This is a genomic window from Andreprevotia lacus DSM 23236, assembly GCF_900176275.1.
GTDB lineage: Bacteria > Pseudomonadota > Gammaproteobacteria > Burkholderiales > Chitinibacteraceae > Andreprevotia > Andreprevotia lacus.
Genome location: NZ_FWXD01000012.1, coordinates 126575 through 142343, shown reverse-complemented (window position 1 = coordinate 142343; position 15769 = coordinate 126575). Strand labels below are relative to the sequence as shown.

Here is a 15769-nt window from a genome sequence, read left to right as displayed (position 1 = left end):
TAGCTGACCTCTTTGCGGCCCAGCGCAAGCGCGAAATAAGTGTTAACAGGCCCTAGCCCAGCCGCTTGCGTATCGCTGCCTCAATCCCCGCAGCATCCAGCCCGCAATCCGCCTGCAGCTCCTTCTGCTCGCCATGCTCGACGTAGCAATCAGGCAGGCCCAATTGCAGTACCGGCTTGGCGATGCCAACTGCGGCCAGCGCTTCCAGCACCGCACTGCCGGCGCCGCCCATGATGGCGTTCTCTTCCACGGTCACCAGCAACTCGTGTTCGACAGCCAGTTGCAACACCAGTGCACTGTCCAGCGGCTTGATGAAGCGCATGTTGACCACCGTGGCATCCAGCACATTGCCAGCGGCCAGTGCGGCGTCGAACACCGTGCCGAAGGCGAGGATGGCAATCTTGCTGCCCTTGCGGCGCACCTCGCCCTTGCCCCAGGGCAAAGCGCTCATAGTGGTTTCGATGGTCGTGCCGTTGCCGCTGCCACGCGGGTAGCGCACAGCGGCCGGGCCGGAATGCTGCCAGGCGGTGTAGAGCATCTGGCGACATTCGTTCTCGTCGGCCGGCGCCAGCACCGCCATATTGGGAATGCAGCGCAGATAGCTCAGATCAAACGAACCGGCATGCGTCGGCCCATCGGCGCCCACCAGACCGGCACGGTCGATGGCGAAAGTGACGTCGAGGTTTTGCAATGCAACGTCATGCACCAGTTGGTCATAGGCGCGCTGCAAAAAGGTGGAGTAGATCGCCACCACCGGCTTGAGCCCTTCACAGGCGAGGCCAGCGGCAAACGTCACCGCGTGCTGTTCGGCAATGCCGACGTCGAAATAGCGGCTGGGGAATTCCTTCTCGAAGCGCACCAGACCCGAGCCTTCGCGCATCGCCGGGGTGATTGCCACCAGGCGTTCGTCCTGCGCGGCCATATCGCACAGCCAGTCGCCAAATACCTGGGTAAAGCTGACCTTGCCGCTGCTCTTGCCACCAGTCATGCCGTTTTCCGGCGTGAATGGCGTCACCGCGTGGTATTTGACCGGGTCATCGACCGCCAGCTTGTAGCCGTGGCCCTTCTTGGTAACGATGTGCAGAAACTGCGGCCCGCTCAGCTTCTTGATGTTGGAGAGCGTGGCCACCAGGGTATCGAGGTTGTTGCCGTCGATGGGGCCAATGTAGTTGAAGCCCAGCTCCTCGAAAAACGATGCCGGGGTAAAGAAACCCTTTACGCTCTCCTCGCCACGCCGCGCCAGCTCCTTGAGCGTGGGCACCACATCGAGCATCTTGCCCGACGCATTGCGGAAGCCGTTATAGAACTTGCCCGACAAGAGCTTGGCCAGATAGTTGTTGAACGCGCCAACATTGGGCGAGATCGACATCTCGTTGTCGTTCAGGATCACCAGCAGGTTCACGTCACGGTGGCCGGCGTTGAACAGCGCTTCAATCGCCTGCCCGGCAGTCATCGACCCATCGCCGATCACGGCGATGGCGTGGCGGTCTTCGCCGGCCAGCTTGGCGGCCTCGGCAAAGCCCAGCGCAGCACCAATGGAGGTAGACGAATGGCCGACACCAAAAGTGTCGTATTCGCTTTCCTCGCGCTTGGGGAAGCCCGCCAGGCCGCCCTTCTTGCGCATACTGCCCATGCGGCCCTTGCGGCCGGTCAGCACCTTGTGCGGATAGCTCTGGTGGCCCACGTCCCACACCAGCCGGTCATGCGGGGTGTCGAATACATAGTGCAGCGCCACGGTCAGCTCGACCGCACCGAGGTTGGAGGCAAAATGCCCGCCGGTACGGCTGATCGAATCAAGTAAAAAGGCGCGCAGTTCATCAGCCAGTTGCGGCAACTGGCGGCGGTCCAGCTTGCGCAGATCGGCAGGGGTATCGACGCGATCAAGCAAGCGGTTGTTCATCATTTCAGACATGGGCAAATCAGGAGCGACGCGCGACGATGAAGTCGGCAACTTGTTTCAGGCGGGCGGCGTTGGCGCCCAGTGCATCCAGCGCGGCATGGGCCTCGCGCTGCAGCTCGGCAGCCTTTTCCTTCGCTGCCGGCAGGCCCAGCAGCGAGACATAGGTGGGTTTGTCGTTGGCGGCATCCTTGCCGGCCGTTTTGCCCAGGGTGGCCGAATCGGCCTCGCAATCGAGGATGTCATCAATCACCTGGAAGGCCAGCCCCACGCACTTGGCAGCGTGATCCAGGCCGGCCAGCGCGGCGGCATCGAGCTTGCTGCCGCAGTGGGCGCCCAGAAGTACCGAGGCACGGATAAGCGCGCCGGTCTTGAGGATATGCATCAGCTCCAGCTCGGGCAGGGTCAGTGCCTTGCCCACGCTGTACAGGTCTATGCCCTGCCCGCCACACATGCCGTGGCTGCCGGATGCCTTGGCCAGCAGGTGCACCATGGCGATCTGGTCGCGCGCGTCGTCGGTCAGCACTTGCTTGCTCAGGCTCTCGAATGCGGCAGTCTGCAGCGCATCGCCAGCCAGCAGCGCGGTGGCCTCGTCAAAGGCGACGTGCACGGTGGGCTTGCCACGGCGCAGCACATCGTTGTCCATCGCGGGCATGTCGTCATGCACCAGCGAATAAGCGTGGATCAGCTCGACAGCGGCGGCAGCATGATCCAGCCGTGCCGGGTCAGCCCCAACCAGCTCGCCAGCGGCAAACACCAGCAGCGGGCGCACGCGCTTGCCACCGTCCAGCACCGCATAGCGCATGGCCTGATGCAGGCGCGCCGGCATGTGCTCGTCGGTGGGCAGGCTGTTTTCCAGCACTGTTTCGATGCGCGCCTGCACGGCACTCATCCACGTTTTGAAATCGGCACCCGCAGCGATCATTGTGCCTCCGTATCGAGGGGCTTGAGCACATCACCTTCCAGCACCTTGAGCTGTTGCTCGGCATCGGAGAGCTTGCCCTCGCAGTACTTCAGCAGGGTCTGGCCGCGCTGATAGGCGGCAAGCGCTTGCTCCAGCGGCAACTGGCCGTTTTCGAGCTGGCTGATCAGCGTTTCAAGCTCGGTCACGCCGGCCTCGAAGTCGGCAGGCGCAGCAGCGGCGGATTTGGGGGATCTGGACATGGAACAACGCGGGCGGGAGAACGGGTGGAAAGTAGCCCAAACCCGCGCCATTAGTCAATTGCGGCAGTGCCGGGCGGTGCTTTTTCATACACCTTCAAACGGCTTGCATCCGCGTTTGCAAGGCGCGCCACGAAGGCTACGATACAAGCATAACCATAATGACCGCCAAGAGACCTACATGAGTTATTTGATCGGCCTGATTGCGGCGCAGAACTGCCTGCCCGCACTGGAGCAGCAAACCACCCGTCTCTCCCCGCTGCAAATGCAGGGCTGCGTTGCCATCAGTGGCGATCAGACACGCATCAGCATGCGCGCGGACGACGCCAGCATAGGCAGTCTTTCCAGTCATCTGGGCTATCAGGAACCCAACCGCCTGCTGATGCGGCTGGACTGGGGTGATGCGGCCTCGCACGCCTGCATGATCGAGCGCGACCTGATCGGTGTGGTCATGCGCGGCAATATCGAAAACGGCGAGGACATTGCCAGCAAGCTTGAATCGCTGGGCTACAGCGTACCGGCCGACAACAGCATCGGGCTGATTGCCGCACTGATACACTGGCACCACCGCACGCAACGTGATCTGGCGCGGGCCACGCTGGCGGCAATGAACGAGATCAACGGCTTGTATGCCATAGGCGTGATCGAACGCGAAAATGCCAACGAATTGGTCTTTGCCAGCGCGGGCATACCGCTGCTGATCGCATCACATCAGGGCGGCTACGCCTGCGCGGACCAGCTCAGCCCCTTGCTGCCCTTTGCCACTGATGTCATCCGCCTGAACAGCGGCGATGTGGCCACCATCAGCCCGCTGCACTGCGAAGTCATCGACGCCGGTGGCGCGCCGGTGCGCCGTGCCCACGATGCCGTCAACGTGCGCAGTGCCCGCGCCGATCTGGACCGCTTTTCGCACTACATGGGCAAGGAAATCAGCGAACAGCCGGCCATGCTGGCCGATGCGCTGGCGCGCCTGGGCACCCGGCCCGATCTGCGCGCACTGGTCGGCGACGACGGTACGCGCCGCCTGAGTGCCGTCGACGCCATTGTGTTGATCGCATCCGGCAGCAGCTATCACGCGGCGCTGACCGCCCGCTATTGGCTGGAGGGCTTGGCGGGTATCCCCACCACGGTGGAGCTAGCCAGTGAATTCCGCTACATGGACGCGGTATTGCAGCAGAACACGCTGGCCATCGGCCTCTCGCAGTCGGGCGAGACCGCCGACACGCTGGCTGCACTGCGGCATGCGCAACAGCTCGGTGCCTCGGTCACCATGGGGGTTTCCAATGCACGCAACAGCAGCCTGATGCGCCTGGCACAGCTGCAGTTGATCCATGAAGTCGGCCCGGAAATTGCCGTTACATCGACCAAGACGTTCAGCGCGCAATTGTTGCTGCTTTACCTGCTGTCGCTGGGGCTGGCACAACAGCGCGGGCACATGACGCCAGCGCTGCAGCAGCAGGCACACAGCAATCTGCTGCATCTGCCGCGTGCCACACAAGCCGTGCTGGCGCTGGAACCCACACTCGACCAGTGGGCACAGCGGCTGGCGCGCAGCGAACACCTGTTCTGCATCGGCCGGCATTACAACTACCCGATTGCGCTGCAAGGCGCGCTAAAGATGCAGGAAGTGGCCTACGTCTATGCCGAAGGCCATCCCGGGGGTGAACTCAAGCACGGCCCGCTGGCGCTGGTCGATGCCCGTTTGCCGGTGATTGCCTGCCTGCCGTGGAACCGGCTGGCCGAGAAACTGCTGGCCAACCTGCAGGAAGTGCGCGCCCGCCACGGCGAGCTGTTCGTGTTGTCGGATGCCGGACTGACGCAGGCAGACCGGCTCAACATCGCCCGCATGCCAGCCGATCTGCACGACCTCAACCCCATCCTCTACGTGATTGCGCTGCAATTGCTGGCCTTCCGCATCGCCATCTGCAAGGGCAACGAGATCGACACGCCGCGCTATCTGGCCAAATCGTTCGCTACGGAGCAATAGTCCCCACTGCCGGTTGCGCCACCATCACGGTCGGGGCAGCCAGGCTGCACCGGTAGCGATCGCTTGGCGCAAGCCCCATGCATTGAGGCAATTTTTATTGGCATGCACGCGATTTCAACATCATCTTGATACCACCCCGGCTAGCTTGAAAGTGTTCCTCAGAATGGAAACACCAGCATGCACCGGACAACGGAAACCTTATCGATACAACGCAATAGCGAGCATCGTGTGCCGGATTGGCGCCGCTTGCTGCGGCACGAGCTGCGCTGCTGGCGCAGAGTTGCTTACTATATTTGTCATAATAAATTTTCTTGCAACGGCCGCTGTGCTGCTTGGCATCACCAGCAGCCAGCACAATCGCGAACCGTGTCTGGCAGCTGAATGCATGCAGTTGCCAGCACCAGAAGCCGCTGCAACTGTTGAAATTCGGCGCTTTTGCGCGGCACTGAGCAGAGAATGCCGCGATTTCGGCAAAGTCTGCGGCGCGCTTTGTTCGCTTTGCGTGACGGGCGCCCGTTCGTAAGACTTTTTGACTTTTAATATGGATGTAACCTGATTTTCATACGTTGACGGCTGCTTATCGTTTTACCGGATCGTCATGCGTATCTCTGCCCAGCTCAAAATCGTCAGTGCCGTTACCGTTGCCGCCTTGCTCGGCCTGGGGGTATGGATCAGCACACAGATCAGCCTGCTGCAGAATGACTACCGCCGCTATCACGACAGCCAGCAAGCACAGGCTGCGGTAGCCGCCATGCGCAGCACCATGCTCATTGTCTCCCGTGCCGACCCGCTGGCACCGGATACTGGCGAGCGCCTTAACGAAGCCGAGCAGGCAGTGCAGAAGCATGCCGCCGGGCTGCTGGACAACAGCGATGCCGGCAAGGCACTGAGCGCCGCGCTGAACCAGCACTGGCAGGAGTACCTCAAGCAGTTCCGCAGTGCGGTCAGGATTTCCGAGACCAGCCCGCAGGATGCGCTCAACATTCCCGAGCAAATCTACAAGAACGAGCTGGTGCCCGTGCTCGGCGCGCTCGACACCAGCAGCGGCGCCATGCAGTCCGAAGCGCGCGAAGTCACCAATGCCATCGGCAACCGGATGCTGGCGCTATTGGCCAGCACACTGGTGCCGTTGACGCTGACCGCGCTGCTGATCGTTGCCAGCCAGCTCTACTTCGCCCGCAAGCTCAAGGCCCGCCTTGCCACCATGAGCGCCGCCAGCGAGCAGCTGGCCCAGGGCGACCTGACCGGCCGCATGGTCGAGAGCGACGACGAAATCGGCGACCTGGGCCGCAGCCTCAACCGTTTTCTGTCCAGGCTGACCGAGACATTATCGCAAGTCAGCCTGGCTGCACAGACCACGCGCAGCGATGCCGGCGATGTCACCCGGCTGGCCGATGCCATCCATGCCGACGCCGCGCGCCAGACCGCCCACCTGCAGGATATCGGCGGCGCCAGCCAGACACTGCAGAGCGCCGTCAATGCGGTTGCGGAGCAAGCCGAACAGGCCGCCGAAGTAGCAGCAGAAACCCGCGATGCAGCCGGTAGCGCCACCGCTGCCGGGCGGAACTCCATCGTGCGCCTCAACGCGCTCGGCAGCGAGTTTGCCGATGCTGAAACCGCACTATCGACGTTGACCGACGCCGTGCAGGACATCGTACGCGTAGCGCAGGGCATCGAGGACATTGCCGGCCAGACCAATCTGCTGGCATTGAACGCCGCCATTGAAGCCGCTCGCGCCGGCGAGGCCGGGCGTGGCTTTGCAGTAGTGGCCGATGAGGTACGCAAGCTGTCGGTGCAGACCGCCAGCTCGACCCGCGATATCCATCACATCCTCGATACCACGCGCGAGAAAGCCCGCCAGACCCTGCAGGCCATGCAGGCCGCCAGCTCGCGCGTTGGCGAATGCCTGGGCGACGGCGAAGCCATCGCCAGCTCGCTGGGCCAGATCGGCGCGGATGCGCAGCGCGTCAGCGAATTGATGGATGCCATTGCAGTGGCGGTGGAAGAACAGGGCCAGGCCAGCGTAGCCATTCACGAACGTCTGGCCGGCATTGGCGACGGCGCACAGCAAAGCAGCCGCCGCAGCGAGGAAATGCTGGGCGACATGCGCGACCTGACCGAAACGGCCAACCAGCTGGATCGCCAGCTGGCAGCATTCAGATTCCGGCGTTGAGCGGTTGCACGGCGACATGGATGGCCAACGGCGCCGCATCGAAATACTTGAACAATGCTGGGCATAGCCAGCCTTCCTGTGCCAGCTCAGCGCAGTAGTACCAGTTGCCCGTCTCGTCTTCGCGCCGCCACAGCAAGGTAAGCTGGCTACCGGCAAACGGCTGGTCGGCAAAGTACAACTCGAACCCGTTGTCCGCGTCTGGTATGCCAGCTACTGCACGCTCAATCAGGGTATCGGTGCCTTCGACGAAGGGCTCTTCAACCAAGCCGACAGTCGCATCATCAAAGACCCAAAGACCCTGTAACAGATAGGGCTGGATATGGTGTATCACGCTCATATGGTGCACTCCTGCGTCGTGTGGGAACCCTCCGCACATTAGCAAAGCTGCGCAGCTTGAAACAGCCTTGGTGAATAGTGCCCCGGCGCTGGAACAAGCCATATGGATTTGCCAGCCATGATGTGAAAACTCACGTCACGGCTGGTGAAGCTGCATCAGAGTTGAAAGCGCATCGACAAGTCGATGGCGCGCACGTCCTTGGTGAGCTTGCCGACCGAGATGCGATCGACGCCGGTTTCGGCAATCGCCCGCAAGGTGCTCATGTCCACGCCGCCCGAGGCTTCCAGCACGGCACGGCCAGCGGTGCGGGCCACTGCTTCGCGCAGCAGGTCGAGGCTGAAGTTGTCCAGCAGTACCGACGGTGCGCCGGCGGCCAGCGCGGCGTCGAGTTCGGTCAGGTTTTCAACTTCGATCTGCAGGGTGACGTGGCTGGGGGCAATGGCACGCGCGGCAGCCAGCGCCTCGGCAATGCCGCCGGCAGCCATGATGTGGTTTTCCTTGATCAGCACGCCGTCATACAGGCCGATGCGCTGATTGGCGCCCCCGCCGACCAGTACGGCGTATTTCTGCGCACGGCGCAGACCCGGCATGGTCTTGCGCGTATCCAGCACTTTCGCGCGCGTGCCAGCCACCACGTCGGCATAGCGGCGGGTTTCAGTCGCTACGGCAGACAGCACCTGCAGGAAGTTGAGGGCGGAGCGTTCTGCCGTCAGCAGGCTTTGCGCACTGCCTTCGATCTCGCACAGCACGGTATCGGCGGCAACCTGCGCGCCCTCTTCCACCAGCCAGCGCACCGCAACACCGGCGTCGACCTGACGGAATACCTCGTTGAACCACGCCTGGCCACACACCATTGCGGCCTCACGCACCAGCACGGTGGCGCGGCCGATACGCTCGGCCGGGATCAGCCGGGCAGTCCAGTCGGCTTCGCCCACATCCTCTTGCAGGGCGGCGGCGACATTGGCGGCAATGATGTGTTGCGGGGGCAAGGCAAAGGTCATATTGGATCAGCAATCAAAATCGGGCAGGGTCAGCGGGGCAATGGCGGCCGCCAGCTCGGCGCGGATGCGCCATAGTGCAGGCGCATTGTCGGCCTCCAGCCGCAGAGTCAGCAAGGGCTGCGTGTTGGATGCGCGGATGAGGCCGAAACCATCGGCATATTCAATGCGCAGGCCATCGATCTCGGCCACGCGTTGCGCGCTGGGAAAGCGGGCGGTTTGCGCGATCTGTGCCACCAGCGCATGGCCGGGGCCATCCAGCGCGATCTGCAATTCCGGTGAGGCCAGCGGGGTCGGGAAACCGGCCAGCTCGGTATCGACGTCCAGTCCGGCGGCAATCAGCCGCAACAACTTGGCGCCGGCATACAGCGCATCGTCGATACGCCAGGTGGCAAAGGCAAAATGGCCGGACAGCTCGCCCGCCAGCAAGGCCCCTGTCTCACGCAGCCGCTTCTTCATATGCGTATGGCCGGTCGGTATCGTCTCGCTGGTGCCACCGTGCTGCGTCACCCAGGCCGCAACGGCGCGGCTGGATTTGACATCGTGCAGCACATGGCCGCCACCGTGCTCGGCCAGCTCGGCACCGGCAAACAGCATCAGCAAACGATCGCCCGGCACGCTGGCGCCACGGCGCGTCACCACGCCCAGCCGGTCACCATCGCCATCGAAGGCGAGGCCGACATGCGCGCCATGCGCGGCAACAGCCGCTTTCAGGTCGACCAGATTGGCTTCATCCTGCGGGTCGGGATGATGGTTGGGAAAGTGCCCGTCCACCTCGCAATAGAGGGGAATCACTTCGCAGCCCATGCGCCGGAACAGCGTTGGCGCAAAAGCACCGGCCACGCCGTTGCCACAATCAATCACCACCTTGAGCGGGCGCATCAAGGTGAGCCGGCCGGCAATGGCGGCCAGATAGTCTTCGGCAATATCCAGCACACGTATCGGCGCTGGCGTTTCGAGCGGGGGGGCCAGCTCATCGGCCTCGATGCGCTCGCGCAGGCGCTGCAGCGCAGCCCCGCCCAGCGCTTCGCCACCCAGCATGATCTTGATGCCGTTGTAATCAGGCGGATTATGGCTGCCCGTGACCACCGCACCGCAGCCATCGGCCACGTGGTTGGCGGCAAAGTAGAGCATGGGTGTGGCGGCCAGGCCAAGATCGCAGACAGCGATGCCCGTTTCGCTCACGCCTTGTGCCAGCGCAGCAGCCAGCGCCGGGCTGGACAAGCGGCCATCGCGCCCCAGCGCAAAGCGCACGAAGCCACGCTCGCGCAGCGTGCTGCCCAAGGCACGGCCGATCAGCCGGGCCGCATCGGGCGTGAGCAGTTCGGTGCGCGCGCGCACGTCGTAGGCTTTGAAGATTTCAGCAGGAATACTGGCCATGATGGCTCGCTTCAGCGCGGCAATGGCGCGTAATGCTGGAAGAAACGCCACATGACATCGGGCAGCCAGTTCAGCCGCCCCGGTGGCGCACCACCGACAAAGCCGACATGCCCCCCTTCGCGCGGCTGCAACAGGCTGACCCACTGCGAAACATCATCCGGCCCCGGCAGGCTGTGCGCGGGAATGAACGGGTCGTTCTTGCTGTTGATCAGCAAGGTGGGCACGGCGATATGGCGCAGCAGTGGCTTGGCGCTGGCGCTGTCCCAGTAGTGCTCAACCCCCTTGAAGCCGTGCAGCGGCGCGGTCACCAGATCGTCGAACTCACGCAAGGTACGCGCACGCTTGACGCGATCCCGGTCGATATAGGGATTGTCGGTCATCTTGAGCTTGAGCAGCGTTTTGCGCTTGAGCGTGCGCAAAAACTCGCGGGTGTAGATATGCCGGTTGACCCCGACATCCAGCATGTTGCCGCAAGCGGTCAGGTCCAGCGGCGCGCAAACCACGACGGCAGCGCTGATCAGCTCACCAGCCGATTCGCCCTGCTCGCCCAGCCACTTGGCCAGTGCATTGCCACCCAACGAGACACCAACTGCATACAGCGGCGATTCGGGGTTGCGGTCGCGGATGCGACGCAAAATCCAGTCGATTTCATTGCTGTCGCCGGCGTGATAGGCACGCGGCAAGCGGTTGGACACATTGCCGCAACTGCGGAAATGCGGCACCACGAAGCGATAGCCGCGCGGATAGAAATACTGCGCAATCGACAAGGAATAATGGCTTTTCGAGCCGCCCTCAAGCCCGTGAAACAACACCACGATGGGGGTGCCGGCACGGCCATCCACCCAATCGACCACGATGCTGTCCAGATCGGGCGTCACCCAGCCCTCGCGCCGGTAGCGCGTCAGCCGCTGCCAAAGGAACAGCGCGGGATAAAGCGTCTGCGCATGCCCGCCCGGCAGCCAGGCTGGGGCATGGTAATGGGGCAGTTCAAGATTGCGTTCACGTTGCATGGCTGCAGGCTAGTGATTTTGCGCAGGTCGCACAAGTTGGGAACGCACTTAGCGTGGCGTTGTTGCCGACGGAAGAAAAGCGGATTTGTCACAGTGTGGTGACATTCACACAACGACAGGCTGCAGCCGTTTGTACGACCGCAGCCTGCACAAGCAGCTTACTCAAGACCCTTGCTGGCAAGGTAGTCTTCATAGCCGCCAAGGAAGTGCTCGTAGCTGCCGTCGCCATTGAGCTCCAGAATCTGTGTAGCCAGCGACGACACGAATACACGGTCATGCGACACGAAGACCAGCGTGCCCTTGTACAGATCAAGCGCCAGGTTCAGCGATTCGATCGACTCCATGTCCATGTGGTTGGTCGGTTCGTCCATGATCAGCACGTTCGGCTTTTGCAGGATGAGCTTGCCGTACAGCATGCGGCCCTTTTCGCCGCCGGACAGCACCTTGACCGACTTCTTCACGTCATCACCGCCAAACAGCAAGCGGCCGAGGATGCCACGGATCACCTGATCGTCATCGCCCGGCTGGCCCCATTGCTTCATCCAGTCGAACAGCGTGATGTCTTCGGCGAAGTCTTCTTCGTGATCCTGCGCGAAATAGCCGAACTCGGCCTTGTCGGCCCACTTGATGCTGCCTGCATCCGGCTTGAGCTCGTTCACCAGCAGCTTCATCAAGGTAGACTTACCCACACCGTTGCCGCCGATCACCGCCAGCTTGTGGCCGGCCTCGAAAATCAGGTTCAGGCTCTGGATCAGCGGTTTGTCGAAGGACTTGGACAGGTTGGCGGCCTCGAATGCCTGACGATGCAGCTTCTGCTTGTCGTCCATCTCGAAGCGGATATACGGGTTCTGCCGCGACGACGGCTTCACCTCGACCATATTGTCCTTGATCTTGTCGGCAAGCTTGAGGCGCGAGGTGGCCTGACGGCTCTTGGACTTGTTGGCGGCAAAGCGCTGTGCAAATGCCTGCAGTTCAGCCACTTTTTCCTTGGCCTTGCTGTTGTCGGTCAGCAGGCGTTCACGTGCTTGCGTAGCGGCCAGCATGTAGTCATCGTAGTTGCCCGGATAAATGCGGATTTCGCCGTAGTCCACGTCGGCAATATGCGTGCACACCTGGTTCAGGAAGTGACGATCATGCGAGATGATCAGCATGGTGGAGTTGCGCTGGTTCAGCGTCTCTTCCAGCCAGCGGATGGTGTTGATGTCCAGGTTGTTGGTCGGTTCGTCCAGCAGCAGCACGTCCGGGTTGCTGAACAGCGCCTGCGCCAGCAGCACGCGCAGCTTCCAGCCTGGCGCCACTTCGGACATCGGGCCGTTGTGCAGCTCGATCGGGATGCCGGCGCCCAGCAGCAGCGCGCCAGCGCGCGCCTCGGCGGTATAGCCGTCGTATTCGGCGACCTTGCCTTCCAGCTCGGCAGCGCGCATGTAGTCGTCTTCGGTCGCTTCGAGGTTGGCGTAAATCGCATCACGTTCGTGGATGGCATCCCACAGCTCGGCATGGCCGTGCAGCACCACGTCCAGCACGCGCATTTCTTCATAGGCGAACTGATCCTGCTTGAGCTTGCCCAGGCGCACGCCCGGATCAAGGCTGACATTGCCGCCTGTCGGTTCGAGATCGCCACCCAGAATCTTCATGAAGGTGGATTTGCCGCAGCCGTTGGCGCCGATCAAGCCGTAGCGGTTGCCGTCGCCGAACTTGACGTTCACTTTCTCGAACAACGGCTTGGCGCCGAACTGCATGGTGATATTGGCGGTACTGATCATGTGTCTGCTGGCCTCGTGCGTGCGCCCTTGCGGGCGCAGCGCAGGTAAAATGCGGGAAAATTTCGAATCGCCGGATTCTACCACATGCCCACCCCACCCTTCGCGGCGCGCCTGCAGCAGATCGAACCCTTCCACGTCATGCGCATCCTCGCCGATGCACAGGCGCTGGAAGCGGCTGGCCGCGACGTCATCCACCTGGAGGTCGGCGAGCCCGATTTCGCCACCCCGCAACCCATTGTGGATGCCGGCATGCGTGCGCTGGCCGAGCGCAAGACCTTCTACACCGGCGCCTGCGGGCTGCCCCAATTGCGCGAGGCCATTGCCGGTTTTTACGCGGATCGCTTCGGCGTGCGGGTTGATCCGGCACGCATCGTCGTCACCCCCGGTGCATCGGGTGCGCTGCAGCTGATCCTGGCGCTGCTGGTCGGCCGTGATGACGAGGTGCTGCTGACCGACCCCGGCTACCCGTGCAACCGCCACCTGGTCAGCCTGTTCGAGGGGCGGCCGGTCAATGTGCCGGTGGGGCCGGATACCCGTTATCAGCTCAGCGCCGATGCGTTGGCTGCGCACTGGACTGATCGCACGGTGGCCGCACTGGTCGCCAGCCCCGCCAACCCGACTGGCACGGTGCTTGAACCAACCGAGCTGGCAGCCTTGGCTGCGGCAAGCCGAGCACGCGGCGGCCAGCTCATCGTCGATGAAATCTACCAGGGACTGGTATATGGCCGACCGCACGAAACAGTGCTTTCGGTGGCCGACGACGTATTCGTCGTCAACAGCTTCTCCAAATTCTTCCAGATGACGGGCTGGCGGCTGGGTTGGCTGGTGGCACCGCAATGGGCCGTGCCGGCGCTGGAAAAACTGGCGCAGAACCTCTTCCTTGCCCCGCCAACGCCGGCGCAGCATGCAGCACTGGCCGCTTTCCAGCCGGCAACACTGGCAATACTGGAGCAGCGCCGGCAGGAACTCGCCGGGCGGCGCGATGTACTTGCGGCCGGCCTGCAAGCCCTGGGGCTGGCCATTCCCTGCCTGGGCGATGGCGCCTTCTATCTATGGGCAGATGCCAGCGGGCATACCAGCGACGCAGCCGATTTCGCCGCCCGCCTGCTGGCCGAACAAGCCGTTGCCGTTACGCCGGGGCTGGATTTCGGCCTTGCGCCCACCATGCTGCGCTTTGCCTATACCCAGCCCGTGCACCGGCTTGATGCTGCATTGCAACGGATTGCACAGTTCTGTGACCGCCGTCTGTCCTGAATTTGCGACTCTCGCGCGCTTTGCCTAATCTGATGAACGGCGATTTGACTTACAATCGCAGCCAATAAAAATACCGAGAGATGGAAACTGATGTTTGATTTCAAAGGTTTGGTTGGCGCCTTGTTCGGCAAGCGCGACCAAGAGGGCGTTTACGACCTCAAATCTGCCACCGTCATGATGCAGGAACTGCCCGAATCGGACATCCTGCAAGCGCAGATCGAAATCGTGAAGGCGTTGAAACAGCTCAACACCAATCCGAAGATCAGCCTGAAAGACAGGATGAAAACCGTCCCCTATCTGGACGAGAAAGCAAGAACCTTACAGCAGCATCTGGTCGACATCTATCTTGGCCGGGTCATAGTCGAGCACGTCGGCCCGCCCCATGTGCTGCCCACGCTGCTCGCCTTCTGGGCTGAAATGGGTGATGCCTACCGCATCACGCTCAAGCAGGCACAGCAAGCCAGCAACCGCCCGCTCGACAAGAGCATGCACACCTTCATTCTGCGTGGACTTGCCTACTTCGGCCAGCAGGCCAAATGGGCGTATCTGCGCTATCTGGAGCTGGACCCCAAGGTCTGGCGCAACCTGAACCGCCTTTACCTGCTGGCCGAGCAACAAGGCTGCGCCGCCACGCCGATGCAGGGCTATGCCGACGGTGAAATCACCGAAATCCGCCGCGAATACCTGCAGGTGCTGATGCTGGCGCTGGCCAACCCCGAGCGTCTGCAATCAACACAAATCGAAGTCTTGTCGCAATGGCTCAAACGCTGGGCCGGCCGCATCGACCTGGAAAGCCAGATCCGCCCCAACCGCCAGCTGTTTGCCATCAATATCGCCGGCTCCACACCGCCCAAACGACTGCGCCGCGACATGGTGGGCGAAAACTGGCGTTACTGGACCACCGAGCCGCTGGTGCAGCACATGCGCGAAACGCTGGAACAGCTGCTGCATGACAGCCCGGATCCGATTGCGCACGGACTGCCGGCTGAATCAGCCGCTCCGGCCAATATCGATTTGCTGCAAGGGCTGGTCGAGCTGTGGTCGCGTGACACCCCCGCCCCCATCCGCAAACACGAGCGCCGCACCGCCAAGAAAGTCATCAACGTCATCCGCGGCCTGGACGATGTGATCCAGTTCCTGCGCGGCGAGCGTACCGTGGACGGGCGCGGTCCGGCTGGCGGCCGCTGGGAGATCGAGAACGAAAGTGCAGGTGGCGTCGGCGTCACTTATCAGGCTGCGGGCGAAGACAAACTGCAGGCCGGCGAAGTACTGGGACTGTCCGGCATCGGCAACCAGCCATTCTCGGTCGGCATCGTGCGCCGCATCAGCAAATCGCTGGATGGCATCGTCCATGTCGGGATCGAAGTGCTGACCCAGACCGCCGTGGTGGTCGAAATGACCCCGCTGCTGAGCGACCGCAGCTTCAGCGGCGTCTATTCACCCGACGCCACCGCCAACCCGCGCGGGCGCTTTTTGCTGCTGCCGCAAGCCTTCTTCGCCGACAGCCGCGAATTCCGCCTCTCTGCACAGGGCAAGAGCTACCGCATCCGCCTCAACGCCGCGCTGGAGCACACCGCTGACGCCACCCTCACCCGCTTTGCAGTACTGGAAAAGCTGGGCTAGCTGACGGCAGCGACGGTATTTGCTACACTGCGCAGCTTCGGAAGCGTGGCTGAGCGGTTTAAGGCAGCGGTCTTGAAAACCGTCGGGGATGCAAGTCCCCCCAGAGTTCGAATCTCTGCGCTTCCGCCAGAACTAACGAAAAAGCCCCTGATGTCTCTGGGGCTTTTTCTTTGTTATAGCAGTTAA

12 protein-coding genes and 1 tRNA gene are annotated in these 15769 nt (G+C 62.5%); 5 read left to right on the top strand and 8 right to left on the bottom strand.

Annotation, left to right across the window (positions count from 1 at the left end; translation table 11 throughout):
- Window positions 1-52 precede the first annotated feature (52 nt).
- The 3 genes from dxs to B9A19_RS11755 are packed head-to-tail and all read right to left on the bottom strand — an operon-like array spanning window position 53 to window position 3061.
- Window positions 53-1903, bottom strand: a complete 1851-nt coding sequence (gene dxs, locus B9A19_RS11765) for a 1-deoxy-D-xylulose-5-phosphate synthase (RefSeq protein WP_084091001.1) — start codon at window positions 1901-1903, stop codon at window positions 53-55.
- A gap of 16 nt (window positions 1904-1919) precedes the next feature.
- Window positions 1920-2822 (bottom strand): polyprenyl synthetase family protein, encoded by a 903-nt coding sequence (locus B9A19_RS11760; RefSeq protein WP_084090993.1) that lies wholly within the window; start codon window positions 2820-2822, stop codon window positions 1920-1922.
- Window positions 2819-3061 carry an exodeoxyribonuclease VII small subunit gene (locus B9A19_RS11755; RefSeq protein WP_084090992.1) on the bottom strand — a complete coding sequence of 81 codons (243 nt, stop codon included), beginning with the start codon at window positions 3059-3061 and terminating at the stop codon, window positions 2819-2821. The genes B9A19_RS11760 and B9A19_RS11755 overlap by 4 nt, the downstream gene beginning before the upstream one ends.
- 178 nt (window positions 3062-3239) lie before the next feature.
- On the opposite strand from B9A19_RS11755, the gene glmS reads away from it, so the two are divergent.
- Both glmS and B9A19_RS22575 read left to right on the top strand, forming a co-directional pair.
- Window positions 3240-5045, top strand: a complete 1806-nt coding sequence (gene glmS / locus B9A19_RS11750; protein WP_176216902.1) for a glutamine--fructose-6-phosphate transaminase (isomerizing) — start codon at window positions 3240-3242, stop codon at window positions 5043-5045.
- 598 nt (window positions 5046-5643) lie between these two features.
- The gene (locus B9A19_RS22575; RefSeq protein WP_084090990.1) at window positions 5644-7218 is read left to right on the top strand and encodes a methyl-accepting chemotaxis protein; all 1575 of its coding nucleotides are present in this window, start codon (window positions 5644-5646) and stop codon (window positions 7216-7218) included.
- Here B9A19_RS22575 and B9A19_RS11740 read toward each other — a convergent pair.
- The 5 genes from B9A19_RS11740 to B9A19_RS11720 form a co-directional block, all read right to left on the bottom strand.
- Entirely contained in the window at window positions 7202-7555 is a 354-nt protein-coding gene (locus B9A19_RS11740; RefSeq protein ID WP_084090989.1) for a DUF6717 family protein, read from the bottom strand. The genes B9A19_RS22575 and B9A19_RS11740 overlap by 17 nt on opposite strands.
- A 155-nt stretch (window positions 7556-7710) precedes the next feature.
- Window positions 7711-8556 (bottom strand): carboxylating nicotinate-nucleotide diphosphorylase, encoded by an 846-nt coding sequence (gene nadC / locus B9A19_RS11735; protein WP_084090988.1) that lies wholly within the window; start codon window positions 8554-8556, stop codon window positions 7711-7713.
- 6 nt (window positions 8557-8562) lie between these two features.
- The gene (locus B9A19_RS11730; protein WP_084090987.1) at window positions 8563-9933 is read right to left on the bottom strand and encodes a phosphomannomutase/phosphoglucomutase; all 1371 of its coding nucleotides are present in this window, start codon (window positions 9931-9933) and stop codon (window positions 8563-8565) included.
- A gap of 11 nt (window positions 9934-9944) precedes the next feature.
- A complete protein-coding gene (locus B9A19_RS11725; RefSeq protein WP_084090986.1) occupies window positions 9945-10943 on the bottom strand; it encodes a YheT family hydrolase in 999 nt (332 codons plus the stop codon).
- A gap of 158 nt (window positions 10944-11101) precedes the next feature.
- Entirely contained in the window at window positions 11102-12706 is a 1605-nt protein-coding gene (locus B9A19_RS11720; protein WP_084091000.1) for an ABC-F family ATPase, read from the bottom strand.
- An 84-nt stretch (window positions 12707-12790) separates the two neighbouring features.
- Between B9A19_RS11720 and B9A19_RS11715 the strand changes: the two genes are divergently transcribed.
- From B9A19_RS11715 to B9A19_RS11705, 3 genes are all read left to right on the top strand, one after another.
- Window positions 12791-13960 carry a pyridoxal phosphate-dependent aminotransferase gene (locus B9A19_RS11715; protein ID WP_084090985.1) on the top strand — a complete coding sequence of 390 codons (1170 nt, stop codon included), beginning with the start codon at window positions 12791-12793 and terminating at the stop codon, window positions 13958-13960.
- Between the two features lie 90 nt (window positions 13961-14050).
- A complete protein-coding gene (locus B9A19_RS11710; protein WP_084090984.1) occupies window positions 14051-15583 on the top strand; it encodes a cyclic-di-GMP receptor FimW-related protein in 1533 nt (510 codons plus the stop codon).
- 39 nt (window positions 15584-15622) lie between these two features.
- Window positions 15623-15712, top strand: a tRNA-Ser gene (locus B9A19_RS11705).
- The last annotated feature ends 57 nt before the right edge of the window (window positions 15713-15769 follow it).